This is a genomic window from Nocardia sp. NPDC059177 (assembly GCF_042755165.1).
In the GTDB taxonomy this organism is placed as follows: Bacteria; Actinomycetota; Actinomycetes; order Mycobacteriales; family Mycobacteriaceae; genus Nocardia.
On sequence record NZ_JBHZBX010000008.1, the window covers coordinates 38,935 to 64,032 of the forward strand.

At 69.8% G+C, this 25,098-nt stretch carries 22 protein-coding genes and 6 pseudogenes; 9 read left to right on the forward strand and 19 right to left on the reverse strand.

Going from position 1 to position 25,098, the window contains the following annotated elements:
• Positions 1-30 precede the first annotated feature (30 nt).
• On the reverse strand, positions 31-1,347 hold the full coding sequence (gene hmgA / locus ACFXK0_RS12395; RefSeq protein ID WP_379410209.1) for a homogentisate 1,2-dioxygenase: 1,317 nt from the start codon (positions 1,345-1,347) through the stop codon (positions 31-33).
• Positions 1,344-2,513, reverse strand: a complete 1,170-nt coding sequence (locus ACFXK0_RS12400) for an alpha/beta hydrolase family protein (RefSeq protein WP_379410210.1) — start codon at positions 2,511-2,513, stop codon at positions 1,344-1,346. Before ACFXK0_RS12400 ends, hmgA begins: the two co-directional genes overlap by 4 nt.
• 214 nt (positions 2,514-2,727) lie before the next feature.
• On the opposite strand from ACFXK0_RS12400, the gene ACFXK0_RS12405 reads away from it, so the two are divergent.
• Positions 2,728-2,961, forward strand: coding sequence for a hypothetical protein (locus ACFXK0_RS12405; protein ID WP_379410211.1), 234 nt, complete (start codon positions 2,728-2,730; stop codon positions 2,959-2,961).
• A gap of 332 nt (positions 2,962-3,293) precedes the next feature.
• Here the strand turns inward: ACFXK0_RS12405 and ACFXK0_RS12410 are convergent.
• Positions 3,294-3,440: pseudogene (locus ACFXK0_RS12410) on the reverse strand (hypothetical protein); the annotation flags it as partial.
• An 85-nt stretch (positions 3,441-3,525) separates the two neighbouring features.
• Positions 3,526-3,909 (reverse strand): annotated as a pseudogene (locus ACFXK0_RS12415) (RNA-guided endonuclease TnpB family protein); the annotation flags it as partial.
• Between the two features lie 64 nt (positions 3,910-3,973).
• Between ACFXK0_RS12415 and tnpA the strand changes: the two are divergent.
• A pseudogene (gene tnpA / locus ACFXK0_RS12420) lies at positions 3,974-4,147 on the forward strand (IS200/IS605 family transposase); the annotation flags it as partial.
• A gap of 127 nt (positions 4,148-4,274) precedes the next feature.
• Here the strand turns inward: tnpA and ACFXK0_RS12425 are convergent.
• A pseudogene (locus ACFXK0_RS12425) lies at positions 4,275-4,425 on the reverse strand (hydroxymethylglutaryl-CoA lyase); the annotation flags it as partial.
• Positions 4,426-4,603: 178 nt separating this feature from the next.
• Here ACFXK0_RS12425 and ACFXK0_RS12430 point away from each other — a divergent pair.
• Positions 4,604-5,813 (forward strand): annotated as a pseudogene (locus ACFXK0_RS12430) (CaiB/BaiF CoA transferase family protein).
• A gap of 88 nt (positions 5,814-5,901) precedes the next feature.
• On the opposite strand, the gene ACFXK0_RS12435 reads toward ACFXK0_RS12430, so the two are convergent.
• On the reverse strand, positions 5,902-6,687 hold the full coding sequence (locus ACFXK0_RS12435) for an IclR family transcriptional regulator (protein WP_379410212.1): 786 nt from the start codon (positions 6,685-6,687) through the stop codon (positions 5,902-5,904).
• 250 nt (positions 6,688-6,937) lie between these two features.
• Between ACFXK0_RS12435 and ACFXK0_RS12440 the strand changes: the two genes are divergently transcribed.
• On the forward strand, positions 6,938-7,891 hold the full coding sequence (locus ACFXK0_RS12440; RefSeq protein WP_379410213.1) for an alpha/beta hydrolase: 954 nt from the start codon (positions 6,938-6,940) through the stop codon (positions 7,889-7,891).
• A 60-nt stretch (positions 7,892-7,951) separates the two neighbouring features.
• Here the strand turns inward: ACFXK0_RS12440 and ACFXK0_RS12445 are convergent, their stop codons facing one another.
• Positions 7,952-8,830 carry a helix-turn-helix domain-containing protein gene (locus ACFXK0_RS12445; protein WP_379410214.1) on the reverse strand — a complete coding sequence of 293 codons (879 nt, stop codon included), beginning with the start codon at positions 8,828-8,830 and terminating at the stop codon, positions 7,952-7,954.
• A 92-nt stretch (positions 8,831-8,922) separates the two neighbouring features.
• Here ACFXK0_RS12445 and ACFXK0_RS12450 point away from each other — a divergent pair, with 92 nt between their 5' ends.
• The gene (locus ACFXK0_RS12450; protein ID WP_379410215.1) at positions 8,923-9,714 is read left to right on the forward strand and encodes an SDR family oxidoreductase; all 792 of its coding nucleotides are present in this window, start codon (positions 8,923-8,925) and stop codon (positions 9,712-9,714) included.
• A 14-nt stretch (positions 9,715-9,728) separates the two neighbouring features.
• On the opposite strand, the pseudogene ACFXK0_RS12455 reads toward ACFXK0_RS12450, so the two are convergent.
• A pseudogene (locus tag ACFXK0_RS12455) lies at positions 9,729-9,794 on the reverse strand (hypothetical protein); the annotation flags it as partial.
• Between the two features lie 147 nt (positions 9,795-9,941).
• On the opposite strand from ACFXK0_RS12455, the gene ACFXK0_RS12460 reads away from it, so the two are divergent.
• Positions 9,942-11,777 (forward strand): glycoside hydrolase family 15 protein, encoded by a 1,836-nt coding sequence (locus ACFXK0_RS12460; protein WP_379410216.1) that lies wholly within the window; start codon positions 9,942-9,944, stop codon positions 11,775-11,777.
• Positions 11,778-11,838: 61 nt separating this feature from the next.
• Here the strand turns inward: ACFXK0_RS12460 and ACFXK0_RS12465 are convergent, their stop codons facing one another.
• Positions 11,839-12,600 carry a 3-hydroxyacyl-CoA dehydrogenase gene (locus tag ACFXK0_RS12465; protein WP_379410217.1) on the reverse strand — a complete coding sequence of 254 codons (762 nt, stop codon included), beginning with the start codon at positions 12,598-12,600 and terminating at the stop codon, positions 11,839-11,841.
• Positions 12,601-12,639: 39 nt separating this feature from the next.
• Entirely contained in the window at positions 12,640-13,491 is an 852-nt protein-coding gene (locus tag ACFXK0_RS12470; RefSeq protein ID WP_379410218.1) for an SDR family oxidoreductase, read from the reverse strand.
• A 44-nt stretch (positions 13,492-13,535) separates the two neighbouring features.
• On the opposite strand from ACFXK0_RS12470, the gene ACFXK0_RS12475 reads away from it, so the two are divergent.
• Complete coding sequence (locus ACFXK0_RS12475; protein WP_379410219.1) at positions 13,536-14,141, forward strand: TetR/AcrR family transcriptional regulator; 606 nt, start codon at positions 13,536-13,538, stop codon at positions 14,139-14,141.
• 18 nt (positions 14,142-14,159) lie between these two features.
• On the opposite strand, the gene ACFXK0_RS12480 is transcribed toward ACFXK0_RS12475, so the two are convergent.
• The 8 genes from ACFXK0_RS12480 to ACFXK0_RS12515 form a co-directional block, all read right to left on the reverse strand.
• Complete coding sequence (locus ACFXK0_RS12480) at positions 14,160-14,660, reverse strand: nuclear transport factor 2 family protein (RefSeq protein WP_379410220.1); 501 nt, start codon at positions 14,658-14,660, stop codon at positions 14,160-14,162.
• A 94-nt stretch (positions 14,661-14,754) separates the two neighbouring features.
• Positions 14,755-15,285 carry a VOC family protein gene (locus ACFXK0_RS12485; RefSeq protein WP_379410221.1) on the reverse strand — a complete coding sequence of 177 codons (531 nt, stop codon included), beginning with the start codon at positions 15,283-15,285 and terminating at the stop codon, positions 14,755-14,757.
• Positions 15,286-15,413: 128 nt separating this feature from the next.
• Entirely contained in the window at positions 15,414-16,808 is a 1,395-nt protein-coding gene (locus ACFXK0_RS12490; RefSeq protein WP_379410222.1) for an ABC transporter ATP-binding protein, read from the reverse strand.
• Positions 16,805-17,596 carry an ABC transporter permease subunit gene (locus ACFXK0_RS12495; RefSeq protein WP_379410223.1) on the reverse strand — a complete coding sequence of 264 codons (792 nt, stop codon included), beginning with the start codon at positions 17,594-17,596 and terminating at the stop codon, positions 16,805-16,807. The genes ACFXK0_RS12490 and ACFXK0_RS12495 overlap by 4 nt, the downstream gene beginning before the upstream one ends.
• Positions 17,593-18,534, reverse strand: a complete 942-nt coding sequence (locus tag ACFXK0_RS12500) for an ABC transporter permease (protein WP_379410224.1) — start codon at positions 18,532-18,534, stop codon at positions 17,593-17,595. The genes ACFXK0_RS12495 and ACFXK0_RS12500 overlap by 4 nt, the downstream gene beginning before the upstream one ends.
• Positions 18,535-20,085: an ABC transporter substrate-binding protein gene (locus tag ACFXK0_RS12505; RefSeq protein ID WP_379410225.1), complete on the reverse strand. Its 1,551-nt coding sequence runs from the start codon at positions 20,083-20,085 to the stop codon at positions 18,535-18,537.
• 81 nt (positions 20,086-20,166) lie between these two features.
• Entirely contained in the window at positions 20,167-20,460 is a 294-nt protein-coding gene (locus tag ACFXK0_RS12510) for a hypothetical protein (protein ID WP_379410226.1), read from the reverse strand.
• A gap of 30 nt (positions 20,461-20,490) precedes the next feature.
• Entirely contained in the window at positions 20,491-21,732 is a 1,242-nt protein-coding gene (locus ACFXK0_RS12515; RefSeq protein WP_379410227.1) for an oxygenase MpaB family protein, read from the reverse strand.
• A 540-nt stretch (positions 21,733-22,272) separates the two neighbouring features.
• On the opposite strand from ACFXK0_RS12515, the gene ACFXK0_RS12520 reads away from it, so the two are divergent.
• Both ACFXK0_RS12520 and ACFXK0_RS12525 read left to right on the forward strand, forming a co-directional pair.
• Positions 22,273-22,611, forward strand: coding sequence for a hypothetical protein (locus tag ACFXK0_RS12520; RefSeq protein WP_379410228.1), 339 nt, complete (start codon positions 22,273-22,275; stop codon positions 22,609-22,611).
• A 160-nt stretch (positions 22,612-22,771) separates the two neighbouring features.
• Positions 22,772-23,875, forward strand: a complete 1,104-nt coding sequence (locus ACFXK0_RS12525) for a GGDEF domain-containing protein (protein ID WP_379410230.1) — start codon at positions 22,772-22,774, stop codon at positions 23,873-23,875.
• Positions 23,876-23,945: 70 nt separating this feature from the next.
• On the opposite strand, the gene ACFXK0_RS12530 is transcribed toward ACFXK0_RS12525, so the two are convergent.
• Positions 23,946-25,004: a dihydrodipicolinate reductase gene (locus ACFXK0_RS12530; RefSeq protein WP_379410231.1), complete on the reverse strand. Its 1,059-nt coding sequence runs from the start codon at positions 25,002-25,004 to the stop codon at positions 23,946-23,948.
• Positions 25,005-25,098: the final 94 nt, after the last annotated feature.

A 25,098-nucleotide genomic window follows, 5' to 3' on the forward strand; every position in this document is an offset into this window, starting at 1 on the left:
GGGCGAACAGAGGGAAGGAAGGTGGGCCGCTCACTGCGGCGGGCGGAACCGGTGTTGTAGTCCGGCCCAGGAGGCGTCGTAGTCGGCTTGGCGGTGCCGGGCCGAGTGCGCGAACTCGGTGACGACCAGTGGCCACCGGGTCTCGAACATGAACGCCAGGGAGTTCTCGATCTTCTGCGGGGTCAGTTCGGCGGCGCTGGCGGTGTCGAAGGTTTCCCGGTCGGGGCCGTGCGCGGCCCACATGTTGTGCAGGCTCACGCCGCCGGGGACGAATCCCTCGGCTTTGGAATCGTGGGCGCCCTCGATCAGGCCCATGCACTCGGTCATCACATTGCGGTGGAAATGCGGTGGGCGGAAGGAATGTTCGGCGACGTTCCAGCGCGCCGGGAAGGCGACGAAGTCGGCATTGGCCTGCCCCGGGGTGTCCGAATGCGAGGTGAGCACCGTGTAGATCGACGGATCGGGGTGGTCGTAGCCGGTCGTGCCCATCGCGTTGAACCGGGCCAGGTCGTAGACGTAGGCGCTGTGCGAGCCGTGCCAGGCCACCACATCCAGCGGCGAATGGTCCAGTTCGGCCGACCACAGGTTCCCGCCGAACTTCTGGACTACTTCGACCCGTTCGTCGAGGTCCTCGTAGGCGGCGACCGGGTAGCGGAAGTGGCGCGCGTGTGCCAGCCCGTTCGCGCCGATCGGACCGAGTTCGGGCAGGTCGAACGGGCTGCCGTAGTTCTCGCACAGGTAGCCCACGCAGCGTGGGTCCAGCAGTTCGACGCGGAAGCGCACCGCGCGCCCGATCACCGCGAACTCGCCGGGGCGGACCGCCAGTTTGCCGAATTCGGTGTGCAGGACCAGTTTTCCGTGTTGCGGCAGGATCAGCAGTTCGCCGTCGGCGTCGGCGAAATAGCGGTGCCGCATGGACTCGGTGGCGCTGTAGAGGTGCACCGCGATGCCCTGGCGCTGCAGGGCCGAGCCGTTGGCGGCGATGGTGTAGACGCTGTCGAGGAAGTCCCCGCGCGGCCAGCTGTCCGGCAGCGGGTCCCAGCGCAGCCGGTTGGGGTCGGCCACGCCGTCGAGGATCGGGGCACTGCGGAAGCTGCGGTTGGCGATCCGGGTGAACGCGCGGTGCTGGGCGCTCGGGCGGATGCGGTACACCCAGCTGCGCCGGTTGACCGCGCGGGGTTCGGTGAACGCGGTCGCCGAGAGCTGCTCGGCGTAGAGCCCGTAGGGCGCGCGCTGCGGGGAGTTCTGGTCGCGTGGGAGGGCACCGGGGATCGCCTCGGTGTGGTGCTGGTTCCCGAATCCGGTCAGGTACTCGAATTCCACTGTGGACGGCGGGATTTCGGTCATCGGCCTGCCACGCTCCGTTCGGCGGCCAGTTCCCGCCGGACCAGCCACGACCGCACCTGGTCGACGATCTGCGCGGTGCCGCCGGGCTGATCCACCAGATAGTGGGTGAGGTCGGGCAGTTCGATCAGTTCCGCGCGCGGATCGGCGCTGGCCGTGTGCATCTCGCGCGATTCGCTGACGAACGCCGCCTGGTCACCGCGCAACGCGAGCACGAGTGTAGGCGCGGTGACCGCGGCCAGGTCGGTGGCCGCGGCGGCCTGGGAGTGGTCGTCGCTCCAGGTGCTCAGCCAGCTGCGGGCGGTGACGAAACGGGCCAGTCCGCCCGCGGCCCAGTTCGCGGTGCGCGGGTCGCCGTAGAGGCTGCCGGGGACGCGGTCGCTGGGATCGATCGTGATGTCGACGAAGCGCGGGTCTGCGACGGTGCGATGGACGACGAACGCCCGGTCGGCGCCCGGATTCCCGGCGCCGCGAGTCAGCTGCTCCTGCGCGAAATCATCGATGCGCCGCATCCGGGCCAGCTGTGCGGCGCGATACTCGGCCACCCAGTCGGCCGGCAGCGGCACGGTGCGTTCGGGCGCGTACAGGTCCAGTGCGGGATCGGTGCGGTACGGGTCGTTCTCGTCGACGACGGCCGGGTCGATCCAGTGGCGCAGGACCCGTGCCCGGCCGGGGTGCGCGCCGACGAGCATCAGTCCGTCCGCGGGCACGAGCTGGTCGAGTGCCACGGTGTCGCCGGTGGGTGTCGTGGTGATCGTCGGGCGTTCCGCCTGGGATTGGTAGAACGACATCAGCGGTCCACCGCCGCTGAAGCCCAGCAGCACCACCCGGGCGAAACCGTGATGCTCGCGCAGCCATCGCACGCCGGCGCCGAGGTCCTCGGCGGCGCGTTCCATCAGCAGGGCGGCCTCGTTGGCCGCGTACCTGGTGTTCATCGCCATGATCGGGATTCCCGCGTCGGCGAAGGCGCGAACGAGGAAGTGCGACAGGAAGTTCGAGGCGGGATGCGCCATCAGTACGGCGAGGTCGCGGGGGTACGCGGCGGGGGTGACGAGATTGCCGTGCAGGGTCGGGTAGTGCCTGCTCAAGCCCGAGTGGATTTCCACCTTGCCGTCGGTCGCGGGGCGGTAGGGGATGCGCTGGAAGTGTTCTTCGACGGAATCAGCCAAGGTCAGGCCTCCTGAGGATCGGCGTCACAGCAGACCATACTGCGACGTACCTATGCCCGTACCTAAAAGTATGGCAATGCTTCGCGATACACAGCGGACTCACAACCGCACCCCACCGCCCGCCCAGCTTCGGCGACCAGAGTCACTCGTATCGGTTCAGCGCACCGCTGGCCGCAGACCCACGCGAGCGGGTCGAACGACAGGAGGAATCTGCATGAGCATCAAGTCGACACTGACCAAGACCGCGGTCGTCGGCACCCTCGCCGCCGGTGCCGTCGGTGTGGCGGCGGGCGTCGCGAGTGCCGATCCGGGCGGCCACGACCAGCCGCGCCCGCAGGCCCAGCAGGAGCACCGCCCGCAGCAGCAGCCGCAGCCCGATCGTCACGACCAGGGTGGGCCGCAGCAGCACGGCTTCTGGTTCTTCGGCACCTGGGTTCCGCTGCCCTGATTCCCCGGCGAAGGCCCGGCACCGCGCCGGGCCTTCGCCGTGCGCGCGGTCAGGCCGGATCGCGCCGCAGATAGCGGCCGCGCGGGTCACCGAGTACCCGGCCGTGCGCGTAGATCGGCATCCCGCGCAGGAACACCTCGGTCACCCGGGCCGACATCGCGAAGCCTTCGAACGGCCGGCCCGCCATGCGTTCGAGCACCTCGGGGACGAAATCGCGGTACGGAAAGGCTTACCGTCTCTCCGCAGGCGTTTAGCCTCCCCGCCCGTCCGGCAGCGAGGATGTTCTTCGCAGCGTTCAAGTCCCGGTCGTGAACCGCCCCGCATCCGCAGGTCCAGGACCGGACCGACAACGGTTTCGGCCCGTCCACTCGCCCGCAGTCCGAACAAGTTTGCGACGACGGGAAGAACCGGCCGACCGTCGCGACCGTACCGGGCGGCCTTCTCCTCCAGCATCCGGGTGAACATGCCCCAGCCAACATTGTGGACCGACTTCGCCAACCTGGTCCGTGCCAAACCCTTGACGCACAGGTCCTCGACGTAGACCGCTTGGTTCTCGCGGATGATCGTCGTGGAATGTTTGTGCGCCCAGTCCTTGCGGGCGTCGCGCACCTTCGCGTGGGTCTTGGCGACACGGATACGGGCCTTGGCTCGGTTGCTGCTGCCCTTGTCCTTGCGGTACCCGAAGTATCGCCCGGCCGCATCCTTGATGACCGTGACACTGCTCGGCTCGCACGGCAACGGTCGCGACCAACGAACCTTCACCTCGCCGATCTTCGGCAACCGCAACTTCCCGCCATCGGTGATCTCGAACCGCGCGTTGCGGGTGAACCGGATCGCCTGCCGGTTGTCGCGCCGCGACCGAAACCGGGGTGCCCGGAGTTTCGGGCCTTTCCGTTTCCCGGTGATCGAGGCGAAGTAGTTGCGGTAGGCGGTGTTCGCGTCGGCCATGGCCGGCTGCAACACCACCGGCGATCGCGTCGTTGTACACCACCCGCGCGCATCCGAACGGTCGGTGTGCGAGGACTTCGAGGTCGAGCTGGTCGAGTTCAACGGCGAAGCCAACCATGTCCACCTGCTCGTGAACTTCCCGCCGAAGGTCGCCCTATCGAAACTGGTGAACAGTCTCAAGGGCGTGTCGTCGCGGCGGATGCGCCAAGAGTTCCCCGAGCTGGTTCAGCACTACTGGCGGGCTCGCTGAAGCAGGCACGCGGCCGCGGATCACCCTGACCGGAGCTCCGCGATGGACGGCTCACCGCAGATGCCCGGCGCGCAATTGTCGCAGCGACGTGACGCCCACGGGGTGTGGATGTCCATGCGGTGCAGGAGGTAGAGCAGGTCCTCGGTGGCGATATTGCCGGTCGCGTTCGGGGCGAAGGGGCAGCCGCCGATGCCGCCGGTGCTGGCGTCCAGGACGTGGGTGCCCGCGTCGACGGCGGCGACCGCGTTGGCGTAGCCGGTGTTGCGACCGCTCGATCAGGCGGAGCTTGTCGTTGGTGGAGACGATCTCCGGTTCGTTCTGCAGTCCGTCGCGCGGGGCGACCTCCAGCACGGTGACGTCCACCGGCCCTCCCGAATGCCACATCTTGCCAGCGCGTTTCGCTGGTGGATACAGTGTATCCACTCGACGAAGGAGATTCGCACCATGGCTGCCGAACCGACCACTTCGACCGGCCCGCTCGACGGCCTGCGGGTCATCGAGATGGGGCAATTGCTGGCCGGACCGTTCTGCGGGCAGCTGCTCGGCGACTTCGGCGCCGAGGTGATCAAGCTGGAGGCTCCCGGTTCGGGAGATCCGCTGCGGCAGTGGGGCCGCGAGCAGTCCGATGGTACGTCGCTGTGGTGGCCGGTGGTGGCGCGCAACAAGAAGTCGGTCACCTGCAATCTGCGCGATCCGGAGGGCCAGCGCCTGGCCCGCGATCTCATCGCCGGCGCCGACATCGTGATCGAGAACTTCCGTCCCGGCACCATGGAACGCTGGGGTCTGGGCTACGACCAGCTGCGCGAGACCAATCCGGGCCTGATCATGGTGCGGGTCACCGGCTACGGGCAGACCGGCCCGTACGCCCCGCGGGCCGGATACGGGTCCATCGGCGAGGCGATGGGCGGCATCCGCTACACCACCGGCGATCCGGACAAGCCGCCGTCACGCACAGGTATTTCGATCGGCGATTCGCTGGCGGCGGTGTTCGCCACGGTCGGCACACTCGCCGCGCTGCACCACCGCGACCGCACCGGTCAGGGCCAGCTCGTCGACGCGGCCATCTACGAGGCGGTGCTGGCGATGATGGAGTCGATGCTGCCGGAATGGGCGGTGACCGGGTATCAGCGTGAGCGGACCGGTTCGGTGCTGCCCAATGTCGCGCCGAGCAATGTCTACCCGACCGCGGGCGGCGAAATGGTCCTCATCGCCGCGAATCAGGACACTGTCTTCGCCCGGCTCACCGAACTCATGGGCCGGCCGGAGCTGGCGACGAACGGTTCGCCGACCACATCGCCCGCGGTGCGCGGATGGACGAACTCGACGACCTGATCGCGGACTGGACCACGAGCCTGGACGCCGAGGCACTGCTCGAGCGCCTGCACGAGAGCGGCGTCCCAGCCGGGCGGATCTACACCGCCCGCGACATGTTCGCCGACCCGCATTTCGCGGCCCGCGAGGCCATCGTCCGGGTGGCCCATCCGGTGCTGGGCGAATTGCCCATGCAGAACGTGGCACCCAAGCTCAGCGCCACCCCGGTTCGATCCGGCACGCCGGACCCGCACTGGGACAGCACAATCAGGAGATCTACGGCGGACTGCTCGGACTCGACGAGGACAAGATCGCCGAACTCGTCCGCACCGGTGTAGCCTGAATGAAGGATCTGCACCAGGACGCCCGGAACGCCGGCTAGCAGACCGGTTTCTCCACCCGCCTGATCAATGCCGAGCCCGGCTGTGAATTCAGCCGCTGTACCCGAGTTGCGCCGACACCGCGCCCGCGGCCATTTGCAGCAGCGGCAGAGAGTCCAGCATGTGCGGCTCGAATCGGGGCAGCGGACCACATGCGCTGATCGCGGCCACCACGCCGCCGTCGTGGTCGAGCACCGGCGCGGCCACCGAGGCGGCGCCGATCTGACGTTCGCCGCGCGAGATCGCGTAGCCGCGTTTGCGGATCGCGGCCAGTTCGGTGCGCAGGGTGCGCGGGGTGGTGATGGTCGCGTCGGTGAACGGGGTGAGCTCGTGCCGGTCGAGGTATTCGTCGATCTCCTCGGCGCGCAGGAAGGCCAGGATCGCCTTGGACGGGCTGCCCGCGTGCAGCGGATACGGCACGCCCAGTGCGACTTCCATGCGCAGTTCCTGGTCGGGCACCACCTGGTCGACGTACATGCGGGTGTCGCCGCGCCGGGTGGACAGCGTCGCGGTCTCCCCCGTGACCGCGGCCAGCCGCCGCAGTTCCGGCGCCGCCATCACCCGCAGGTCGGTGCGCGCCAGGTAGGCGCGGCCGAGCGCGATGGCGGCGTGCCCGAGCGCGTAGCGGCGGGTCTCCGGGTCGACGGTGATCAGTTCCCGATTGCGCAGCGCGGTCAGGATGCGGTGCACGGCGGCCTTGGTGAGGCCGAGTTCGTTGGCGATCTCGGTGACCCCGAGGTCCGGCCTGCCGGTCCGGCCGAACAGCAACAGCACATCCATGGCGCGTTCGACTGCGGCGATGGAGCGGCTCTGGTTCTCGGTCTCGACCTCCGGCACTCCCTCAGCTTAAGCACACCATTTCCCGATGGGAAACGCCCTGCCGTGTGGCGTCCACCGACACGCCGTGCCGTGCGACCTTTCGGTCGAGAACATTCCACGGTTGCCGCACTCCGACGATATCGTTGCCCTGCGCGCAGCAGCGTTTCTTCTAACGAAACAGAGTCCGCTCTTTCGATGGAAACACCGCTTCTCTCGTCAAACTGGCGGGACGTCCGCCCGTCGACCCCCTCGTCCCCTGTGAGTCATCGTGATCATCCGCACTCCCCTCCTGGCGGCGGTCGCCGCAATGCTGCTGTGCACCGCCGCACCCGCCGCCCAGGCGGCCGAACACCTGCCCGGTGCCATCGAGATCCCCTGCGCTGCGGGAGTTCTCGACCAGGTCGCGGACTGGTACCTGCCCACCGGCACACCCCGCGCACTGATCTGGCTCCAGCACGGATTCGCCCGCAGCAGCGCCCAGCTCGCCGATCTCGCCACCGACTTCGCCGAGCACGGCTACCTCGTGTTCGCGCCCACCCTCCCGTTCCTCGACCTGTCCGGCTGCACCCTGCAGAACCTCGGCGACAACACCGGTTTCCTCGCCCACGTCGCCGACCTGTTCGCCACCGCCGGCGATCCGGCAGGCGCCCTGACCATCAGCCTCGCGGCCGCCGCCGCCCGCGCCGGGCACGAAACACCCTCGCTGCCCGCCGATCTCGTCTTCCTCGGACACTCCGCCGGTGCCGAGGCCGTCGCCTTCGTCGCCGATCAGCTGCGGACTCGGTCACCGGGCACGTGGGCACGCCTGCACGGTATCGTGCTCTTCGATCCGGTGAAATCCTTCCTCGGCGACAACACCGACCGAGCGCTGGCAGGCATCGACACGACCACCCTGCCCGCCCTGACCATCTCGGCCCCACCTTCGCTGTGCAACAACTTCGGCACCGGCACCGACGCCGTGCAGACCCGGCTGCACCGACCCTTCGTCGGCGTCCGCCTGCCACACGGCGCCCACACCGACGCCGAAGGCACCAGCTCCGACCTACTCGGCGAGACACTGTGCGGCCATCCCCGCAGCACCGATGTCACCACCCTGCACACCCTCGCCCTCGCCTGGACCGCCGACTTCCTCGACGGCACGACCACCCCCGCCTACTACCCGACTACTCCCGGCGGACCCGTCCCCGCCGCCCCCACAGCGATCACACTGTCCGGAAGCTGAATGGCCCGCCGCCCCGGTCCTGCTGCCGCACAGCATTCACATTGCCGGTAGCTTTTCGGATCACCCGCGCCGGTCGAGAACCTTCGACATCGACTGGGCGCCTCGGCAAATGGTGTCGACGTACCGGAGGCGGTCGGTGTGACTGACGGTGGGGCGCAGTGGACCGATCTGCACTTCGTACGGTGCGCCGGAGCTGTCGAACACCGGGGCGGACAGGTAGCTGACGGGGAGGGGGTCGGTGGTGGTGAGGTCGGTTTCCCGGTAGGGGCGGGCGGTCAGGCGGGACAACTGGCGCAGGACACGGGCGCGGAGTTCCGGTTGCATCACCTCGGCGCCCACCGCGCCGAGCAGTTCGGCCAGCACGTCGACGAGGCCTGCGTCGTCGGAGTCGGGGCGGAACACCGCGCACCGGTGGGTGGTGACGAAGCGCAGCAGGGCGGGGGCGTCGCGGCGGGCCGGGCCGGTCGCGGTCGCCAGCCAGGCATTGCGTTCCGGCTCGGGCCGCCACGGCATCACGGCGGCGCCCGCCGGGTAGGCCAGCGGAATGGATTGGCCCACCGCGAGTCCGGGCAGAATGCGCGCGCCGTCGGCGTATTCCTTGGCGACCACGGTGAGCCTGCCGTCGGCGATGCGGCTCAGCGTCACCCCGCACTGCGCGGCGACGGCCAGCGACTTCAGCTCGGCACCGACCGCAGGCGGCAGGGCCTCCCGATCCACGGGCGTCAGCGCGGCCAGTGCGGGGCCCGGACGGAATCGGCGGTCGCCGTCGCGACGCACCCAGCCGGCGGCGGTGAGTTCGGTGAGCACGGCGGTGACGGTGGCGCGGGCAAGTGCCAGCGCGGTCGCGATCTCCGACGCCGTCAGCGCCCGGTCGGTGCGCGTCAGCAGTTCCATCACCTCGATGACCCGGCGGGTCGGTGGCGATGCGGATTCCGGCATTTCACCCCTTGTCCACGGGAACGACCCGCTTTACACTGCTTCGACTATTCGCCACATATTAGTCGAATATTCGACGCGATCCAGGGGTGATCATGATTCTCGACCAATTCCGGCTCGACGACCGGGTAGCCGTCGTCACCGGCGCCGGACGCGGCCTCGGCGCCGCCATCGCGCGCGGTTTCGCCGAGGCGGGCGCCGACGTGGTGATCGCCGCACGCACCGAATCCGATCTCCGGCAGGTCGCCGAGCAGGTGGCGGCGACCGGCCGTACCGCGCACGTCGTCGTGGCCGACCTCGCCGATCCGGCCGCGATCAGCGGGCTCGCCGACGCGGCGGTGCAGCGGTTCGGCCGCCTCGACATCGTCGTCAACAATGTGGGCGGCGCGCTGCCGCGGCCACTGCTGGACACCTCCCCCGACGATCTGGCCGAGGCGTTCGCCTTCAATGTCGGGACCGCGCACGCGCTGGTGCGGGCCGCGGTGCCGAAGATGCTCGCGACCGCGGGCACCGGATCGATCGTCAACATCACCTCGACCATGGGCAGGCTGCCGGGGCGCGCCTTCGCCGCCTACGCGACGGCCAAGGCCGCGCTGGCGCACTACACCCGCAGCGCCGCCATGGATCTGAGCCCGCGCATCCGCGTCAACGGCATCGCCCCCGGCTCCATCCTGACCTCGGCGCTGGACATCGTGGCGGGCAACGAGCCGATGCGCACCCAGATGGAACAGGCCACCCCGTTGCAGCGTCTCGGCGACCCCGCCGATATCGCCGCGGCGGCACTGTTTCTCGCCGCACCGGCGAGTTCGTTCCTCACCGGCAAGATTCTCGAGGTCGACGGCGGACTCATCGCACCCAATCTCACCATCCCCCTGCCGGATCTGTGAGGACGACATCCCGAGGTGCCCAGCAGCGCCATCGGCAGCAGATCGTTGGCGAAGCCGGGGTCGATGCCGTTGACGAACAGCGCAGGCCCGGCCGATCGGGATCGTCCACGCTGAACTCTGCGCACATCGGGTGGTTCATCCGTTCCGGGTGAGGACGCGCGCCGGGCGCCCTGCTTGGCTGGACTCGCCGACCGCACCCACGGGCGGTCCCGACGGCAGGAGCGTTCGTGAACGCATACCCACCGATAGACGAGCACGGCATCGTCGGCGACCTGCAGACCGCGGCCCTGGTGTCGGCGGCGGGAACCATCGACTGGTGGTGCGCGCCCCGGTTCGATTCGCCGAGTGTGTTCGCGTCACTGCTCGACAGCGACAAGGGCGGGCACTGCTCGATCGCCGTCGAACCAGACACCGCCGCGGTCACCGTCCGGCAGCTGTACCTGCCCGACACCGCCGTCTTGCTGACCCGGTTCGCCGGACCGGACGGAGTGGGCGAGATCGCCGATTTCATGGAGCCGATCAGCGCCACCGAACCCGCCGCCCGGCACCGGCTGGTGCGCGTCGCCCGGGTCGTGCGGGGCAGTCTGACCTTCGATCTCGAATGCCGCCCGCGGTTCGACTACGGCCGCGCCACCCACACTCTCGAACACACCGACGACCACACCGCCGTTTTCCGTTCACCCAGCGCTGATCTGCACATCCAGACCACCGACCCGATCACGCTGCACGCCGACGGCGCCGACATCACCGCGCAGTTCACCCTGTCCGCCGGTGAACGCGCGGCGGTCGTGCTCACCACCACACCCGCCGGCGCGGCGGTCTCGCCCGCGCCGGCCTGGGAATCCATCGCCGCCGAATTCGACCAGTGCCGTCACTTCTGGCAGACCTGGTTGCGTTCCTCGACCTACCGTGGGCGCTGGCGCGACATGGTCAACCGATCCGCGATCACCCTCAAACTGCTCACCTACGCCCCGACCGGCGCGCCGATCGCCGCGGCCACCATGGGTCTGCCCGAACAGATCGGCGGCGAACGCAACTGGGACTATCGCTACACCTGGATCCGCGACGCCTCGCTCTCGGTGCGGGCACTGAGCGACCTCGGCTTCACCGAGGAGGCGTACGCGTTCCGCCGCTGGCTCCGGGACCGGGTCGAAGCAGGCGGCACCGCGTCGGGTGAACCATTGCAGATCATGTATCGCGTCGACGGCGACCCTCGCCTCGACGAAGAGACCCTCGGCCACCTGGCCGGATATCAGGGTTCGGCGCCGGTGCGGGTCGGCAACGGGGCCGCGGACCAGATCCAGCTCGACATCTACGGCGAAGCCGCCGACGCGCTGGCCCAGGCCACCGATCTGCCGGGCATCTCCGGCTGGCAGACCTTCGCCGGCCTCGTCGACTGGCTCGCCGACCACTGGGACCGCCCGGACGAGGGCATCTGGGAAACCCGCGGCGGCCGTCAGGAATTCACCTACAGCAGGCTGATGACCTGGGTGGCCTTCGACCGCGCCATCCGGCTGGCGACCGAGCACGCCCGACCCGCCGACCTCGCCCGCTGGAGCGCCGAGCGCGACGAGATCTTCCGGCAGATCATCACGCGCGGCTGGAGCGAGCAACGTCAGGCGTTCGTGCAGCACTACGCCACCGACGTCCTCGACGCCTCGCTGCTGCTCATGCCCCGGATGGGGTTCCTCTCACCGACCGATCCCCGGTGGCTGAGCACGCTCGACGCGATGGACCGGGAACTGGTCAGCGACAGCCTGGTCTACCGTTACGACCCCGCCGCGTCCCCCGACGGGCTGCGCGGCACCGAGGGCACCTTCAATCTGTGCAGCTTCCTCTATGTCGAGGCGCTGGCCAGGACCGGCCGGCTGCCGCAGGCCCGCTACGCCTTCGACAAGATGCTCACCTACGCCAATCATGTCGGCCTGTTCGCCGAGGAGATCGGCCCCTCCGGCGAGCAGCTGGGCAACTTCCCGCAGGCCTTCACCCACCTGGCCCTGATCGCCGCCGCCCTGGCGCTCGACGAGGAACTCGATCGGGTGGAGTCCCAGCCACCGGCCTGAGCACCGGGCCGACGACCGCGAGCCGGGCGGCGCGCCCGGCCCGCGGTCGTGGTGGCGACGATCAGCGCGGAGCCATCCGGATGGCGCCGTCGAGACGGATGGTCTCACCGTTGAGCATCGGGTTCTCCACGATGTGGCGGGCCAGCGCGGCGAACTCGGTGGGCTGACCCAGGCGCGAGGGGTGCGGCACCTGCGCGCCGAGGGACTGCAGCGCCTCCTCGGGCAGCGTCTCGAACAGCGGGGTGCGGAACAGACCGGGCGCGATGGTGACGACGCGGATCTTGAAGCTCGCCAGGTCACGCGCGATCGGCAGGGTCAGGCCGACGATGCCGCCCTTGGACGCGGAGTAGGCGGCCTGCCCGATCTGGCCGTCGTAGGCGGCGACCGAGGCGGTGTTGATGATGACGCCGCGCTCCTCACCGACCGGGTCGGTGGCCGACATGCGCTCGGCGGCGAGCCGGATCACGTTGAAGGTGCCGATCAGGTTGACGTTGATCACCTTGGTGAAATCGGCCAGCGGGAACGCGCCCTTCTTGCCGACGGTCTTGATCGCATTGCCGATACCCGCGCAGTTCACCGCGATCCGCAGCGGCGCGAGCGCCTCGGCCGCGTCCAGCGCCGCGCTCACCGCCGATTCGTCGGTCACGTCCGCCGCGGCGAAGACCGCGCCCTCGCCCAGTTCCTTGGCGATGGCCTCGCCGTTGGAGGAGGGCAGGTCGACGATGACGACCTTCGCGCCCTTGGCGTGCAGTTCGCGCACGGTCGCCAAGCCGAGACCTGACGCACCACCGGTGACGATCGCGGACGAGTTGACGAAATCCATTCTGTTTTCTCCTGTTCGATTGATCGGAAGAGCTGTCGCTCAGCGGGTTCCGGTGCCCCGGAACAGCCGCTGGAAGTTGCGCAGGCCGCGCAGCGGCACCGGCCGCGGCCAGTCGTCGGGCCGGAAGTAGGCGTCGCTGCCACCGTCGACGAAAACCACACTGCCGCACAGGAACTGCGCGGCGTCCGAGAGCATGAACACGGCCCACTCGGCGAGCCGGCGCGGATCGCCGAACCCGCCGATCGGTACCGGGAACCGGCGGATGAGTTTAGCTTCGGCCGGTGTCGCGAGCTGCGTTTCCAGCAGCGGGGTCAGCACCGCGCCCGGGGCGAGGACATTGAGCCGGATACCGGCCCCGGCCCAGTCCGCGGTCACCGCGTGGCGGCGGGCCCAGCGGGTCACCGCGATCTTGGAGGCGCCGTAGGCGATGGCCGCGGCGTTGCGGCCGAAGATCCGCAGCGGCCGCAGCGCGCGATCGGTGTCACCGGCGAGCAACGCGCGGATCGTCCGGCCGGGAACCAGCGGCGTGGTGGTCGTGGAATTGCTGCCGAAGACCACGACTTTGGCGTCGGTCGCGGCGGCCAGTGCCGGGCGCAGGCCGACCAGGAGATCGACGACGCCGTGATAGTTCACCTCGAAGATCAGCCGGGGCCGCTCGCGACCGGGCGCGGGCCCGACGCCCGCCGCGAGCACGGCGCCGTCGAGGGTGCCGTCCGAGGCCGCGAGCACCTCGGACAGCGCGGTGCGCCTGCCCGCGGGGGTGGCCAGGTCCGCGATGATCTCCGCGTCACGCAGGTCGACACCGAGCACGGTGTGCCCCTGCTCGCGCAGGATGGCGACCACGGCCTGACCCATGCCGGATGCCGATCCGGTGACTACATACACACCCACGCCGCAATATTGACACACTTCGCCAAAACTGTTTGGCTTTCGCGATGACCCGGCCCGTTCCCCGCCGCCCCGGCCGCCCCTCCGTGCTCAGCACCACGGCCGTGGCCTCGGACGCGCTGCGCCTGTGGACCGACCGCGGTTTCGCGGCCACCAGCTGGAACGATCTGGCCCAGGCCACCGGGATCAGCACGCGAACCCTGTTGCGGCACTTCTCGTCGCGCGCCGAGATCGCCTGGCTCGGCGTCGCGCCCGCGATCGACCGGCTGCGCGAGGTACTCGAGCACGCCGCCGACGACGCGCCGCCGGCGGTGGTGATCCGGACCGCGATCGTCGAATCGGTGTCGCGGGATCCACGGATCCAGGAGCTGGCGCCGGATTGGCTGCGGCTGATCTCCTCCGAGCCCGAACTCGCCGCGACCGCGCCCCTGGTCTACCGGCCGTGGATCGACACACTGTCGGACTATCTCGCCCGCCGGCTCCCCGGGGCCCCCGCCGCCATCTGCCGCGCGCTCGCCACCGCCTACCAGGCGGCGACCTTCGCCGCGCTGCTCGAATGGGCCGAGTCGGGCGCCGAGCAGGACTGCGCGGACTCGGTCGACCGGATGCTGCGCTGGATGGACGTGCACACGCCGGGAACGGTCCCGGACTGACCCGGCAGCGGCTTGCGTTCAGCCAGCGGGGGGAACGACGCCACCCAGCAGTGCGCGTGCCTCGGACCGGCCGTCGAGCAGGCGGGCGACCCGGCGTTCCACCCGCCAGCGGCCGTCGGTCCTGACCAGTTCCCAGCGATTGGCGGTGATCCGCGCGACCTGGAAGTCCGCGGTCGTGCCCGGCACCTTGAGCACCAGCTGGGTGTGGCCGATCGCGACGGCGCGATCTCCGTCGACCTCGACGTGCGGCAGGCTCAGCATGTGCGCCGACCCCTCGGTGATGAAACCCTGATGCGGCGCGCTCCCGACCATCGCGCGCAGCTCGCCGCGCCCGCACAGCCGGCCGGAGTCGACGTCGTATTCACCGTCCTCGGTCCAGATCTCGGCGGTGGCGTCGGCCGATCCGCTGTCCACAGCGGGCCCGTAGGCGGACAGCAGCTCGAGTATCTGCCACTTGTCCTCCATCACCCGCACGCGCCGCACCAGCGCCTCGAGGTCCCCGGCTGTTGTCTCTGTCATGCGCACCTCACGTCGGTCGAATCCCGCTTCGACAGGTAACCACCACCGGACTGACGGCGTAAGAAACCCTCCCGCTCAGTGAGAGTGCGCGGCGTCAGGACAGCGCCGCGCGCCGGGCCGCCACCCGCGCCCACACCTGCGGATCCCGGCGCGGACCACCCGGCGTCTCCGCCCCGTACCGGCGGATCTGCGCGTCCAGGTCCAGCGGCGCGGTCAGCGAGGTGCCCGGCGCGAGTGCGTCCTCGACGTGTTCGTCGGGCACCAGCCAGCAGACCTCGAACTCGATGCCGTCGGGGTCGCGGGCGTAGAGCGCCTTGGTCGACCCGTGATCACTCGCCCCGCTCAGCGCCCGCGCGGCCGTCAACCGCTCCCGGACCGCCGCGAGTTCGGCCAAGGTGTCCACCTCCCAGGCCACGTGATAGAGCCCCACCGAGCCCGCAGGCCCGGCCGGGCTCCGCCCCTGGAACAGCCCGAGGTCGTGATCGTTGGCCGAGCCTGGATGCCGCAGGAACGCCCCACCGGGAAACCCTTCGGCGAGCCGCTCGAACCCGAGCACCTCCTCGTAGAAGGCGATACTGCGCGGCAGATCCGCGACGAACAGGACGATGTGGTTGATTCCGCGCATCCCACCACGGTCCCACGAAAACCCGCCGCGGCCGACACCGGCAGACCACGGAGTGGGACATCACCGCCGGACGGCGTGGAACCGAACGAACCCCGGCAGGATACGGCCACCTTCCCGTCGGACCGCGCTCATCCCAGTTCGTACACCTGGCCGCAGTGCTCGCGCACCAGGTCGGCGTCGTGGCTGATGAACACCACCGCCAGTGGCCGGTCGGCCATCATTCGCCGCAGGAGGTCGAGGACGGCGTGGCTGGTGGCGGTGTCGAGCGCCGAGGTGATCTCGTCGCAGACCAGGACGGACGGCTCGGCGGCCAGGGCGCGGGCGATGGCGACCCGTTGACGTTGGCCGCCGGAGATCTGCCGGGGGTAGCGGGCGGCGTAGTCGGCGGGGAGCCCGACCTCCGCGAGCAGTTCGGCGACGCGGGCGCGGCGGGCGGTCCCGTCGCGGACGCCGCGCAGGCGGAGCGGGCGCGCGATGGCTTCTCCCACGGTGCGCACGGGATTGAGGGTGGACAGCGGGTCCTGGGGAACGAGCTGAACGGCGCGGCGATCGACGGTGCTGCGCCGGCCGGCGCGCAAGGCGAGGGTGCGACCGTCCAGGTGCAGGGTGCCCGCGGCGGTTCGCCCCTGTCCTTCCGCGTGCAGGCCGGTCAGCACTCTGGCCACGGTGGTCTTGCCGACGCCGGAGGGGCCGGTCAGGGCGGTCAGGACGCCGGAGCGCAGGTCCAGGTCGAGGTCGGCGAACACGACCCGTTCGCCGATCGTGGCGCGCAGGCCGCGGGCGGTGAGCGTCGCGGTCGAGCCGGCGGTCGTTGGGCTGCGCACGGGTGTCACCCTCTCGGCCGATGTCGCGCGGCCGATGTCGATCACGCTGTCGCAGAAGGACTTCAGGAACGGCACCTGGTGGCCGGTGAGCAGGATCGTCACCGCACGCTGCGTGCACCACTGACGAAGCCGCTCGGCGACCTGGTCGCGGCGGCGTTCGTCGAGTCCGGCGAAGGGTTCGTCGAGCAGCAGCACGCCGGTGCCGCGATACAGTCCCCGCACCAGCGCGATGCGGCGCTGTTCGCCGCCGGAGAGCTGGCTCGCCCGGCGGCCCGCGTAGTGCGCCGGGATGCCGAGGCTTTCCAGCAGCGCGTGCGCGGCGGCGTGGTCGGCGCGGGGTGTCATCTGGGTGACGAGGCGGCTCACCTTCATGGTGCCGGGCAGCGCCGCACCCGGGTCCTGACCGACGAATGTCGTGGTGTTGCGGCGGAATTCGGTCAGCCTGCCGGGGTCGAGCACGAGCGCCTGCTCGCCGTGGATCGCCGCGGTGCCCGCCTCGTGCACGACACCGGGCGGGAGATGGCCCAGCAGCGCCCACATCATCAGCGTCTTGCCCGAACCCGAGGGTCCGGTGATGGCGGTGATCGTCGCCTCGGCCGCGGTGAACGAGACATCGTCCACGAGCGCGCCGCCGTCCGGGCCGCGCAGCACCAGACCGTCGACCGCGACAGCGGGAACCGTCTGCTCGGTGTCACTCATCGGCCCGGCACCGTCCACGCGCCGACCGCCCGCTGCACACCGAAGGCGAGCGCGATGATGCCGAGGCTGGGCGCCAGCACCGACCAGGGATTCAATTGCATCCCCGGCCCGACACAGTCCCGCACCATCGTGGCCCAGTTGCTCTCGCTCAAGGTGGTCGGCAACTGCAGGAAGGCCGCGGTGCCGACGAGGCAGATCGACTCGACGAAGCGCAGGCCGAACTGGGTCGCCACCGTCGATCGCAGGTTGGGCAGGGTCTCGCGCAGGATCAGGCTGGGCAGCCGTTCCCCGTTGGCGACGGCGACCTCGACGAATCCCGAGGTCGCCAGCGGTGCCGCGGCCGCCGCGAAAACGCGGGCGCTGTAGGGGGTTCCCAGCACCAGGGCTATGGCGATCAGTCCGTACGCGCCCAGTTGCGGCCAGGTCAGCATGAGGATCAGGGTGGCGAGGACGGGTGGCAGCAGGATCAGCAGATCGGCGCTGCGTTCGATCCATGTCCCGAGGCGCGGCCGCAGGGCGGCGGCGCAGCCGAGGTAGGCCGCCAGGGCGGTCACGAGCACCGCCATCACCAGGGCCAGCAAGAGCAGATCCCAGCCACCGTGCAGGAATCGGCTCAGCACATCGCGGCCCAGCTGGTCACCCCCGAGCAGCGCTTCGCCGCTCGGTGCCGCGAAGGGAAACGTCACGGGACGATCGACCGGGTGCGGCGCGAGCCACGGCCCGGCGATGACCGCCACGACCACCACCAGCGCGGGCGCGATCCGCGCGAAGAACCGGCCCGTGCTCATCGGCGCCCCTGGATCACCCAGGCGCGCAACAGGTCCGCGGCCAGCAGCACGACCATGATGCTGGTCGCGGCCAGTGCCACGACGGTCAGCGCCAGGGTGGCGTCGCGGTCGGCGACCGACCCGGCCAGGACCGAGCCGATACCCGGATAGTTGAAGATCGTCTCCACGACGAGCGTGCCCGCCAGCAGCGGGCCGATGGTGGTCGCCAGCGACATGGCGATCGCGGGCAGCGCCGTGGGCAGGATGGTGTGCCACAGCACCGACCCCCTGCTGAGCCCGTCGAGTTCGGCGGCGTGCACAGCGGGGGTCGAGCCCGCGTCGACGAGCGCGGCGTGCACGACGCGGATGTTCCAGCCGGTCTGCGGAACCGCCAGCGCGATCGTGGGCAGGACCAGCATGCTCAGCTCGGCGGGCCGGCCCGCCCCGTCCGGGATCGTGACGGCGGGCAGCCAGCCCAGCCAGACCGCGAACACCAGCGCGAACACAGCCGCGAGCACGAATTCGGGGACCGCGATGAGCACAGTCGAGCCCGAGGCCATGGTGCGGGCGAGCGCACTGCGTGGGCGCAGCGCCCACAGCGACCCGAACACGATCGACACCGTCGCGGTGAGGATCAGTGCCAGACCGCCCAGCAGCAACGTATTGAGGAACTTCGCCCCGAGTACCTCGACGACCGGGACCCCGCGCAAGGTCTGCCCCAGGTCTCCGCCCGCCAGATTCCGCAGCCATTCCACGAACCGCAACGGCCACGGCCGATCGAGCCCGAGCTGGTGTTCGGTCGCGGCGACCTGCTCGGCGCTCGCCTCCTTGCCGAGCAGCCCGCGCACCCCGCTCCCCGGAAGGAAGGCGACGGCGGCGTGGACCAGAGCGAGCAGCACGAGCAGCATCCCCAGCCGGGTGGCCACGATCCCCAGCACGAGTCGGGTCGTGCGGACCATCTACGGGGTCATCCAGGTGCGCTCGAGCTGGACGCGGCCGTAGCCGGAGGCGGTCGGCGCGTCCCTGACCCGCGCGGAGGCGATATCGATGCCGTCGGCGGTCCCCCACACCACATAGCCACCGCGCTCGTATTGGATGCGCTGCAAGGTGTTCAGGGTGTCGCGCTGCGCCGGGCCGTTGGGCAGGGCGAGGGTCTGCTCGTAGGCGGCGTCGAATTCGGTGTCGTGGAAGGCGGTTTCGTTGGCCGTGGTCTTCGAGTACAGCACCTTGCTGGCATAGAACATCAGCGAATCGTTGGTCGCCCAGCTCGCGGTGGTCATCGGCGCCGCGGGCTTGCACCACGACTCGTCATAGAACGCGGTCGGATCCTGGACCACGACCTCGATCCGCACCCCGATGTCGCCGAGTTGCGTCGCGATCAGCCGGGCCGAGTCGACCTCGCCGATCGCCTCCTCCTTGGTGACGCACCGATAGGTCGCGGCGGTGTCGAACTCCGCATCGCGCAGCAGCTGCTTCGCCCGGTCCACATCGCGGGTCCGCTGCGCGAGGCCGCGGTTGTAGGCCGGGTCGCCGACGCCGAGCACGTCGTTGCCGACGCTGCCGTAGTCCGAGAGCACCTGCCTGACCATGGCCGGTCGATCGATCCCGAGCCGGATCGCCTCGCGCACACGCGGATCGGCGAATGGGCCGTCGGAGGTCCGCAGTGCCAGGCACACCGCCAGATCGTTGGGCCTGCGCACCACGGTGAGATCCGGCCGGGTGGCCACGGTGCGCGCGGCGAGCGCGCCGACATTCGACGCGAGGTCGATCTGCCCCGCGGCGACGGCGCTCGACAGGGCCTGCGAGCTCTCGAAACGGGTGATCTCGATGCCGTCGAGCATGGCCGAACCACCGTGCCAGCCCTCGTGGCGGCGCAACCGGGCATTGCCGTCGTCGTAGGACTCGAGCACGAAGGCACCGGATCCGACCGCCTGGGTGATGTCGGTCGGACTACCGGCTTTCATGACGAAGGTCATCAGCCGCAGCAGCAGCGGCAGCTGACTGTTCGGGACATCGCTGACCAGGCGGACGCGGCGGTCGTCGACCGCGGTGATGGCGTCGAGCGGAACCGGCACCTTCCAGTCGCCGTTGGGTCGCGAGCGCAAGGTCCGCAGCGACCACACCACGTCGGCGGCCCGCACCGGTGTGCCGTCGTGGAAGACGGCGTTCTCGGCGATGGTGAACGTCCAGACCCGCTGCTGCGCATCGGCTTCCCACGAGGACGCCAGCCGCGGACCGACATTCGAGGTCGCCGCCGGAGCGACATTCGGCACCGTGAGCGGATCCAGCAGCAGCGACATCAGCAGCATGTCGCTGTCGTTGGCGATCAGGGTGTAGGGATCTTTCGTCACTCCCGACGGCTTGCCCAAGGCACCGATGCGCAGGATTCCGCCCCGTCGTGGTGGCCCGGTGTAGGTCTCGCCGCCGGTGCCGGACGAGCAGGCCGCGAGCAACGCAATCGAACCGGCCGCCGCACTGCCCACCAGGAAACCGCGCCTCGAAATATTCAATTCGCCACACCCTCACCAGATTCCCGCATATGTATGCGTACCCTAACCTAACCGGGCGGAATCGTCAGGCGACTGCCCCGGTCAGTAGCGGGAGGGGCTACAGGGGTTCGCGGAACCGGCGCCGGTGACCAGGTCGCAGATGCCGCCGGTGACCATCTGGATCGGGGTGATGCCGAGCAGGACAATGACGCCGATGACATCGCCGCGCTGGACCAGTTCGACCAGCGAGCCGGCCGCTCTGGTGGCCGAATCCACCACGGCGGAGCCGGTATCGGCGACGGGTTCGGGGGTGGGCTGGGCGGCGGCGACGGGTGCGGCGGCGACGAGTGCCGCGGCCGCTACCGAGGTGGCGGCCAGGCCGAGGGTGTTGCGCATAGGGTTTGTCTTTCTGCGGTAGAAGGGTTGTCAGCGGTGGGGCTGGCTCATGTCGCGGTTCATCGTCGGGATCTCGATGCTGATGGGCATGCGCAGTTCGGCCAGATAGATCAGCGCCGCCTTGCGCAGGAACTCGTCGAGCAACCAGTACGGATCACCGATCGGGGGGACGGCGGTGAGCAGGCCCTCACGCACAGCGATGAACGGTCCCCAGCTGACGCGCAGCAGCGGATCCCACACGATTTCCCGGGGAATCCCCAGCCCGTCGGCGATCTTGTCCCCGAGCAGGAACCGGGTGAACGCGCCGAGCACCGGTTTGCTGAGGATGGCGAAGTCGATATTGGCGCCCAGTCCGAGCAGCCGGTCGGCGAGCTTCGCGCCCTCGGGGGTCACCGCCAGGATCGGGTCGAGCACCTGGGCGGATTGAGCATTGGATTCGGCCCAGGAGTTGGGGATGTACTCGTCACGGACGCCGAGCAGATGCGCGGCCACCTGCCAGGAGTGCAGGAAGCCGTCGGACTCGTTCGCCGGGATCGGCACATTCCACGACAGCAGGTACTTCATGACCGTGGTGGCCAGACTGTGCCAGGTGACCATGATGTCGTTCTGGCTGATGGGGATGTCCTCTTCGGCCGAGCCCACCCAGTGCGGTGACTGCGGCAGCAGGTGCCGGACCGCCGCGTGCACCAGCCGGGTCTTGACGCAGGTGACGATCATTTCCCCGTCGGCGCCGTAGGCGTTGTTGGATCCGATGTCGTAGCCGAGTTTGGCGGTCTTGGTGATGCGGTCCTTGAGGTCGTGTCCGCCCTTGGAGTAGTAGACCGCCTTGGCCTCCTTGGGGATGACGGTGCTCATCATGCCGCTGGCGAACCCGTAGAGCACGCCGAGGTAGAGCCCGCGCTTCTTGTTGAACTGGATCGCCGCGTCGAGTTTGCCGGGGTCGGTCCAGTGCGGCAGCCTGCGCGCGTATTCCATGAAATCCCGCAGGTCGGAGGGCAATCCGGCCGGTAGCGGCTGGCCGTTGGTCTTCCAGGTCCGCAGCAGTTCGTTGACCGCTGGGACGTCACCCCGGTCGATCAGGCCGGGGACCACGGCATCGGCTTCGGGGTCCCACATGGTCATCGGGTCCACGCCGCTCCCGGATCCCGCGACCGACCCTTCCGGCGACCAGGTCCACGGTTGCGCGCGCGCCGGCGTCACCGCGGCCAGGGCGCCGAACGCCCCCAGCGCTCCCGCCGCTTTCATCGCATTACGCCTGTTGAGTCCATCCATGGCGTCACTCCTCATTGAGTACGAACAAGTCCGCTCCTCGCACGGAAAGCACTGACAGTCCAGGCCGTGTCTAGCGGAATGAGCATTAACTTAACAGCGCCGAAGCAACCGGTGTGCCGATTTCACGAACCAACCCAGCGACGCCCGCTTGACCCCGAAATCGGCGGAGTCGACCGAATAATCTTCGGTTCTCCAGGGATATTGACAGAGCTATCGGGCGCGAGAGCGCATCGGGACACCAGGGGGCGCCGCGCTGCGGCGAGCACGCCGGGCGCGCCCAAATAGTCCGATCTTATTCAAAACAGTTAGTAACTTACCGCGATGGGCCGTCCGGCCAGGCCTCGCCCAGCTGACGGCATTGGTCAGGGAGTGCCGCGGAATTCCTCGTCCAGCGCAGGCAAGAACCCCGGTTCGCGTTCGCGCGGTGAGCTCTCGCAATTCCGCGCACGACACGCCTGCCCGTGCAGCGGGCGTCGGCGTCGCCACGCTGTGCAGACGTAGGGTTCGATGGTCCGAATTGCCTGGTCAGGGAGGTATGCGATGACAGTGATCAAGCTACTCGCCGGCGCGGCTGCCGCGTTCGTCGTGCTGCTGACAGCCGCGAGCATCACCGCGACAGGTCACGGCGGCGGCACCGGCACGACGATCGCCGGCCAGGACGACCCAGGGCCGGTGGCGAACCGCACGGCCACCCGGACCGAGACCGCCGCCCCGCTCGCCGCGAATCGGAAGGCCGGCCCGACCACCCGGACAGCCCCGCCCAAGGGCGGCACACCGACCAGGAAGGCCGGCCCCACCACCCGGACAGCCCCGCCCAACGGCGGCACACCGACCAGGAAGATCGCCTCGGTCACCCCGACGGCCCCGCCGAAGCGGTAGCGCTGCGCACCGAGACGGGCCGCACCACGGCCCACAGTGGCCGGCGACACAGACGCACGCGCCGGGCATGGAGGGGCCGGACCTAGACTACTGCCGATCGGCGGGTGGGTCGCCCCCACCCGGCACGGGCAATACGGTCGGGACCAGGGGGTGAGTGTCGATGAACGACGGGAAGACGTTACGCGCGTGGTGGCGCGATCCGGTCGACTATCCGTGGCTGGTCCAGACGTTGCAGGCGCGTTCGGCGCTGACGCCGCTGCGGATCCTGGTCGGCCTCGCCGGCGCGGTCATCGCGGTGATGGGCGCGGTGATCGCCGGTACGCCGGTCGGGCCGCCCGGTCATCCGGGTATCGCCTCGACGGTCGGCGTGTTGTCGGGAACGGTGTGGGCGGTGCGCTGGTGGCTGGTGCCCTGGCCGGGCCGGGTCGAGTCGCTGGCGCTGATCGGCTGCGCCGATGTGCTGTTCACGGTGGAGTTCCTGCAGTTGCCGGATCGGCTGTTCGGTGCCATGGGTGTGGTGCTGCTCCTGGTCACCGGCTGCTATCTGAGTTTCTTCCACAGCGCGCGGGCGCTGGCCGTGCACACGGCCTGGTCGCTGCTGTCGGTGACGGTGTTCGCGGTGCGCATCGCCACCGGCGGCGGCCATCTCAGCCTGGCTGTCGCGGTCGGGCTGCTGCTCGCGGCGGCGGTCAGCGCGCTGCCTGCCTTCCATGTCCTGTACTGGCTGCTGCGCACCGAATCGCTGTCGGACCCGCTGACCGGACTGCTGAACCGCCGTGGCCTCGAGAACCGGCTGCCCTTGCTGATGGACCGCAATCCCGGGGTCTGTGTCGTGTGTTTCGACCTCGACCGGTTCAAGAGTGTCAACGACACCTTCGGGCATCGCATCGGCGACCTGGTGCTGGTGCGGACGGCCCGGCGGCTGCGCGAGGCCGCCGGGGACGTGGCGGTGGTGGCGCGTACCGGCGGCGAGGAGTTCGTGGTGGCCACCCCGATCGCGGCCACCGGGGCGCGCGAGGAGGCCGAGCGGCTGTGCCGGGTGGTGGCCGCGCCACCGGAGAACGCGGTGGTGGTCACCGCGAGCGTCGGGGTGGCGGTCTTCGACGCGACGAGCTGCGCGCGCTGTCCGCGCCCGACACCGGACCGCCTGCTGCAATCCGCGGACGCGGCGATGTACCGGGCCAAACAGTCCGGCGGGAACGTGGTCGTCGTCGACGATCTCACCCCGCCGCCGGATCATCGGCACCCGGACGCGGGCCCGTAGCGACCGGCGGCTCGATCAGCGCCCCCACCGCCGCGCCACCGCGCGCGGAGATCCGCGGTCCGGTTCGGGCTCAGGTGGTGCGCAGGATGCCGCGGGGCAGCGGCAGCGGCAAACTCGCGTAGGTGGCGATACCCGGCGCCGCCGCGACCACCGCGGGAATCGCGTGGATCGGCGGCATGGCGGTCATGATGTGGCCCAGCACCATGAAGTCGGCGATGGTCTGGGCCTCGAAGTCCGGCGGCGGCAGGAAACCGACATTCATGGTGACGGTCGGGCGGCCGTCGATGGTGATCTTCCAGCCGTCCCCGTCGAGCTGCCAGTCCGGTTCCAGGGTCTGTCCTTTGCGCCAGCGCACATTCACATCCACCACGACCCGGCCGCCGACCAGACCCTGCCAGCTCGCATACACCCCGGCGACGCAGCCCTGCGCGATGGTCCATGACCCCAGATCCAGGTCCTCGGTGGTCCGGGCGTACTCGGGTACGCACCGGATCTCGTCGAGTTCCACGCCGAGCGCGTCGCCGAGCAGCCGGACCGCCTCGGCGAAGATCGCGGTGCCCCGCGCCGCCATGCCCGGCAGGCCGGGATCGTCGATCGGTGTGCCGAAGCCTACCGGACGTTCGGTGGCGGGCGAGTCGTAGAAGGTGGTGTCGGCCTGTTCGGTGATGGTGATCTTGTTCACCCGATCGCACGCGTTCGCCGCCACCATCGCCAGCAGCTGCGCGAATCCCGGACTCACTCCCGACCCGAACATCGTGGAACCGCCTGCGCGACAGGCAGCCTCGATGCGATCTCGGTCGGCGCCGAGATTGTGGCCGGTGATGAACGACGCGGTGGTCACCACGTTCACCCCCGCCGTCAGGATCCGCACGAGTTCCTCGACGTCGATCCACATCGGGTTGTAGACCACGCAGTCCGGCTTCAGCCCCAGCAGCGCGTCGGCATCCGAGGTCGCCACCACCCCAACGGCGGCCCCGCCGCAGAGCTCCCCCACATCCCGCCCTGCCTTGTCCGGCGACCACGCGAAGCAGCCGACCAGATCCAGTTCCGGATGCGCGAGCACAGCCCGCGCCGAACTCGTCCCGACATTCCCGGTCGTCCACTGCACGACCCGATACCTGGATGCCATCTGTTCTCTCCCTGCTCGACCACGACGTCCACCACCGTGCCTACACGCGGCGGGCGCATCATGTAGCCGATTCGGAAACATCAATCACGAGTCA

Bases quoted from the DNA above. Each gene is read 5' to 3' on its own strand.
- hmgA (WP_379410209.1), bottom strand. From the start codon at position 1,347: ATGACCGAAATCCCGCCGTCCACAGTGGAATTCGAGTACCTGACCGGA.
- ACFXK0_RS12405 (WP_379410211.1), top strand. From the start codon at position 2,728: ATGAGCATCAAGTCGACACTGACCAAGACCGCGGTCGTCGGCACCCTC.
- ACFXK0_RS12445 (WP_379410214.1), bottom strand. From the start codon at position 8,830: ATGCCGGAATCCGCATCGCCACCGACCCGCCGGGTCATCGAGGTGATG.
- ACFXK0_RS12450 (WP_379410215.1), top strand. From the start codon at position 8,923: ATGATTCTCGACCAATTCCGGCTCGACGACCGGGTAGCCGTCGTCACC.
- ACFXK0_RS12465 (WP_379410217.1), bottom strand. From the start codon at position 12,600: ATGGATTTCGTCAACTCGTCCGCGATCGTCACCGGTGGTGCGTCAGGT.
- ACFXK0_RS12475 (WP_379410219.1), top strand. From the start codon at position 13,536: ATGACCCGGCCCGTTCCCCGCCGCCCCGGCCGCCCCTCCGTGCTCAGC.
- ACFXK0_RS12480 (WP_379410220.1), bottom strand. From the start codon at position 14,660: ATGACAGAGACAACAGCCGGGGACCTCGAGGCGCTGGTGCGGCGCGTG.
- ACFXK0_RS12485 (WP_379410221.1), bottom strand. From the start codon at position 15,285: ATGCGCGGAATCAACCACATCGTCCTGTTCGTCGCGGATCTGCCGCGC.
- ACFXK0_RS12490 (WP_379410222.1), bottom strand. From the start codon at position 16,808: ATGAGTGACACCGAGCAGACGGTTCCCGCTGTCGCGGTCGACGGTCTG.
- ACFXK0_RS12495 (WP_379410223.1), bottom strand. From the start codon at position 17,596: ATGAGCACGGGCCGGTTCTTCGCGCGGATCGCGCCCGCGCTGGTGGTG.
- ACFXK0_RS12500 (WP_379410224.1), bottom strand. From the start codon at position 18,534: ATGGTCCGCACGACCCGACTCGTGCTGGGGATCGTGGCCACCCGGCTG.
- ACFXK0_RS12510 (WP_379410226.1), bottom strand. From the start codon at position 20,460: ATGCGCAACACCCTCGGCCTGGCCGCCACCTCGGTAGCGGCCGCGGCA.
- ACFXK0_RS12515 (WP_379410227.1), bottom strand. From the start codon at position 21,732: ATGGATGGACTCAACAGGCGTAATGCGATGAAAGCGGCGGGAGCGCTG.
- ACFXK0_RS12520 (WP_379410228.1), top strand. From the start codon at position 22,273: ATGACAGTGATCAAGCTACTCGCCGGCGCGGCTGCCGCGTTCGTCGTG.
- ACFXK0_RS12525 (WP_379410230.1), top strand. From the start codon at position 22,772: ATGAACGACGGGAAGACGTTACGCGCGTGGTGGCGCGATCCGGTCGAC.
- ACFXK0_RS12530 (WP_379410231.1), bottom strand. From the start codon at position 25,004: ATGGCATCCAGGTATCGGGTCGTGCAGTGGACGACCGGGAATGTCGGG.